This window comes from Streptomyces sp. RP5T (assembly GCF_003933965.1).
Classification (GTDB): Bacteria; Actinomycetota; Actinomycetes; order Streptomycetales; family Streptomycetaceae; genus Streptomyces.
On sequence record NZ_RSAJ01000673.1, the window covers coordinates 1 to 4,201 of the forward strand.

Sequence of the window (4,201 nt, forward strand, 5' to 3'; positions counted from 1 at the left end):
CCACGTGCGTCCTCCGTGGTGGAGAGAGTGTGGAGCTAGAACATGAGAAGTGTTCACATTCTGGCCCCGCACGACGGCACAGGACAACGCTCCCGTCGCATCTGGCACATGAGCAACGGGAGTCGTACGAAGGTCAGTTGGGGATTTCCGTGTCAGACGGGGAGCTTCGAGAGCCGGCCCGTACCGCCCTTCACCACGGCTTTCGCGATCTTCTCCGCGTCGATCGCCACCTCGCGGAAGGTGCCGCTGATGGGAGTGACATAGCCCGTGAAGTAGAGACCGGGGGCGTTCTGCGGGGCCCGGGCGCCGTTGACGACCGGTGCGCCGCGGTCGTCCAGGACGTCGAGGTGGCCGACCAGGCCGTCGAGGGCGCGGGTGTAGCCCGTGGCCGCGATCACCGCGTCCGGGGTGACGCGGGTGCCGTCGGCCAGCAGGACCTTGTCGTCCTCGAAGCCCTCGACGGCGGCCACGACCTCGACCCGGCCCGTGCGGACCGCATCGACGAGGCCGACGTCCTGGACCGGGATGGCGCCCTCCTTGACCCGGCTGTAGAGGCCGGTGTCGGGGCGGGGCAGGCCGTGCGCGGACAGGTCGGGCACGCTGAGTCTCGCCATGGGCCGGGCCAGCCGGTCCACGAGGCCGACCGGCAGGCGTCGTACGAGCACGCCCGTGTACTGGGCGGCCCAGCCCGCCGTGGAGCGGCGGACGATGTGCGGGGCGGTGCGCACGGACAGCCGTACCCGCGAGGTGCCGCCCTCGGCCAGGTCCACGGCGATCTCGGCACCGGTGTTGCCGACGCCGACGACGAGGACGTCCCGGCCGGCCCAGGGCGCCGGATTGCGGTACTCGCCCGCGTGCAGGAGTTCGCCCTTGTACTCCTCGCGGCCCGGCCAGTCCGGCAGCAGCGGGGTGTGGTTGTAGCCGGTGGCCACGACCACCGCGGCGCCGGTCAGTTCGCGGCCGCCGGTGGCGTGCAGCAGCCAGCCGGTGCCGTCGGGGGTGCGCTCGACGCGGGAGACCTCGACTCCGGTGACGGTCTCCAGTTCGTGGAACTCGGCGTACTTCTCCAGGTAGCGCACCACGTCGTCGCGGGAGACCCAGCGGCCGAAGCGGCGGGGCATCGGCAGGCCGGGCAGGGCCGACAGGCGGCGGGTGGTGTGCAGGTGGAGGCGGTCGTAGTGGCGCCGCCAGGACGCGCCGACCTGCTCGGACTTCTCCAGGACGACCGCGCGGACGCCCCGGGCCTGCAGTGCGTGAGCGACGGAGAGGCCGGCCGGTCCGCCGCCGATGACGTACACGGGGCGATCGGGCTGGTCGGGGCGGTCTGCGGGTGTGGAGTCGGCCATGAGCGCGAGCGTAATCAGACAGCGCGTTGATGGGTCTCGGTCAAGAGGGGAATTGGTTGCGGATCGATCACGCCTGTAGGAGGGGCGGGTGGGACCTGTGGCGTAGGTCACCTGGTTGTGCGGATACGGGGAAGACCACGGCGCCGGGCCCGCTGCTGCGGAACCCGGCGCCGTGGCGTGCGACGGCCGGAGACTGACGGGAAACCGGGGCCGCGGTCGGGGGTGCCGTGGGGTACCGGCTACTTCTTCCCGGCCTTCCTGTGGCCGGTGACCGCGGCGATCCAGGTGATGAAGTCGCCCGGGTCGGTGTTGGCGCCGTGGCCCTGGTCCCAGTAGTAGCGGTGGTTCACCTCGTCGCCGAGGTTCTCGGCGCGGGCGGCGAGGTTCGCGGAGATGACGTGCGAGGTGTCGGTGTCGTTGGTGCCGAGGCGGATCCACCAGTGCCTGGAGCGCTTCCCGTTGACCTTGTCCACGAGGTGGTACATCGGGTTCATCAGGTGCAGCAGCTCGGGGATGTCGCTCTCGACGCGCTTGGTGGACAGGCCCGTGGTGTCGTTCCTTGCGCCGTACGCGGTGAAGTGGCGGTTGGCGGTCGTGGCCGAGCCGAACTCGTTGTTCTCGCCCGCCGACAGGTCGAAGGCGTCGAAGGCCGGCACGGTCTTCTTGCGGGCGCCGACGTGGGTGAGGTAGTCGGCCCAGGTGAAGGAGGCCTTCTCGCCGTCCCAGGTGATGAAGGTGTTCTTGGCGAGGTAGGTCTCGCGCTCGGAGTCCGTCAGGGCCGCGAGATAAGTGGTGGCCGAGGGCTCCATGTACTGCTTGAGCAGGTACGCGTCGTAGTTGCGGGCGGTGAGGGTGCCGAAGCCGGAGCCCTTGAGGCCGCGCAGCCGCAACTTCGCCTGGTACTCGGCGAACTGCGCCTGGAGGTCCTTCGAGACCGTCTGGTCGACCTGCTTGCCGGTGCTGAGGGTGTTGGTCCCCCAGTTCCACTCGTAGGCGCCGTCGGCGTGCTCCAGGTCGGTGATCGGGCACCACGCGCCCACCGCGAAGATCGCGTCGGAGGCGTCGGCCGCGCCGATCTCCTTCAGGTACCTGTCGTAGATCGGGCTGTCGCCGGAGGCGCCGAGCAGGGCGGAGACGGCACCGCCCGCGCTGGTGCCGGCGGAGACGATCCGGTCGACGTCGCCGGGGATGCGGCCCTTGTTGGACCGCACGTAGCGGACGGCCGCCTTGAGGTCGACGATCACGGCGGGGGCGCTGCCGTAGTACTCGCCCGCGGAGTTCTTCAGGCCGCGGCCGCGGGCGCCGGGCTCGACGACGACGTAGCCGGCGGCGAGGGCCAGGAGCTGGTTGGTGTTCATGGCGCCGCCGGTGGCGTTGGTGTTGCCGTTGGCGCCCGGAGCCGAGGCGGAGGGGCTCGCCGTGGGCGCCCCGCTCGGAGCGCCGCCGCCCGCTCCGCCGCCCATGCTCGCGCCGCCGACGCCGGTCGCGTTCGCCACGGAGGACGGCATGTAGCCGCCGACGGAGTTCGCGAACAGGATGGGGGCGTTGCTCGCGTCGACCGCGGTGCCGTCGATCTCGACCGGGACGCTGACGTTCAGCGACTGGTAGGTCGCGTCGACGGGCCGGGAGACGTAGGTGATCGCCTTCCAGAAGTGGTAGGTGACCGCGTGCTCGGTGCCCTGCGTGTCGGTGACGGTGGTCGTCAGCTTCGTATAGGCGGCCGGGTCGAAGACGAGGCTGTCGTCGCCGTTCCCGGTGGAGCCGTCGGTCGACGCGCTGGCGTTCAGGGACAGGCCTCCGATGGCCGCGGCCCCGGCCGTCGCGCCGAGGCCGATGACGACGTTCCTGCGCTTGATTGCCCTGTGCTTCACGGTTGGCTCCCTAGGCGGTTTCGCTGGCGGGATCGAACGTAGCCGTATCTTCGACAAAATTGCCAACAATCCTGGGTTATTCACGGGGGACCCACAGCTTCTCAGGCGGTGCACAGGGTTCTCTCTCATGGAACCCCACCGGGCCGGGGTCGGGGGGCTTCCCGGGCTCGCCGACCTGACGTACCGTCAGATTTCATGGACACGATCTGGCTGACCGGCGCGCAATGGCTGGCCGTGCTGCGCATAGGGCTCGGGTTGTGGTGGCTGGAGAGCTGGCGGCACAAGGACAAGAGGACATGGTTCGAGGGCGGCGGCATCACCTGGGCCGCGGACATCGCCGCCAAGCACCGCTGGACCCCGGTCCGCAGCGGGTTCGACGTGGTGGTCGCGCCCCGCCCGAAGACGATGGCGTACGTCGTCGCCTACGCCGAACTCGCCCTGGGCGTGGGCCTGATACTCGGTCTGCTGACCCCGGTGGCCCTGGTCGGCGGCCTGCTCCTGAACGTCCTCTACTTCACCCTGATGATCCACGACTGGGCCGAGCAGGGGCAGAACTCGATGATGGCCCTCATCTCGGTCGTGGCCCTGTTCGCGATGTCCTGGCAGACGTGGTCGCTCGACGCGGTGCTGGGCTGGTTCTGATGGGTGCGCGCTACGACCTGCCGGAGACGGACGCGTTCACCCGGACCTGGTGGGACGCGGCGGCGCGGGGCGTTCTGCTGCTCAGACTCTGCGGCTCCTGCGGCCAAGTGCACTACTATCCGCGGGAGTTCTGCCCGCACTGCTGGAGCGAGGACGTCTCCTGGCATACGGCGACCGGCCGGGCCACCCTCCACACCTGGTCCGTCGTCCACCGCAACGACCTGCCCCCCTTCAAGGACCGCACCCCGTACGTCGCCGCCGTCGTCGACCTCGCGGAGGGACCCCGGATGATGACGGAGCTCGTGGACTGTGCGCACGGTGAGCTGCGGGCGGGGTTGGAGC

4 protein-coding genes are annotated in these 4,201 nt (G+C 70.2%); 2 read left to right on the forward strand and 2 right to left on the reverse strand.

Translation table 11 applies throughout. The features are described from left to right. Positions 1–152: 152 nt before the first annotated feature. On the reverse strand, positions 153–1,346 hold the full coding sequence (locus tag EHS43_RS38880) for an NAD(P)/FAD-dependent oxidoreductase (protein WP_125195293.1): 1,194 nt from the start codon (positions 1,344–1,346) through the stop codon (positions 153–155). A 239-nt stretch (positions 1,347–1,585) separates the two neighbouring features. After that, on the reverse strand, positions 1,586–3,217 hold the full coding sequence (locus EHS43_RS38885) for a subtype B tannase (RefSeq protein WP_260470914.1): 1,632 nt from the start codon (positions 3,215–3,217) through the stop codon (positions 1,586–1,588). A gap of 195 nt (positions 3,218–3,412) precedes the next feature. Between EHS43_RS38885 and EHS43_RS38890 the strand changes: the two genes are divergently transcribed. Together EHS43_RS38890 and EHS43_RS38895 are read left to right on the forward strand one after the other, a co-directional pair. After that, positions 3,413–3,859: a DoxX family membrane protein gene (locus EHS43_RS38890; RefSeq protein WP_125195294.1), complete on the forward strand. Its 447-nt coding sequence runs from the start codon at positions 3,413–3,415 to the stop codon at positions 3,857–3,859. Then, positions 3,859–4,201 (forward strand): Zn-ribbon domain-containing OB-fold protein (locus tag EHS43_RS38895; protein ID WP_125195295.1); only part of this gene is annotated, 343 nt, incomplete at its 3' end. The genes EHS43_RS38890 and EHS43_RS38895, both read left to right, overlap by 1 nt.

Excerpts from the sequence above, each read along its gene's own strand:
- EHS43_RS38890 (WP_125195294.1), top strand. The coding sequence starts at position 3,413 with ATGGACACGATCTGGCTGACCGGCGCGCAATGGCTGGCCGTGCTGCGC.
- EHS43_RS38880 (WP_125195293.1), bottom strand. The coding sequence starts at position 1,346 with ATGGCCGACTCCACACCCGCAGACCGCCCCGACCAGCCCGATCGCCCC.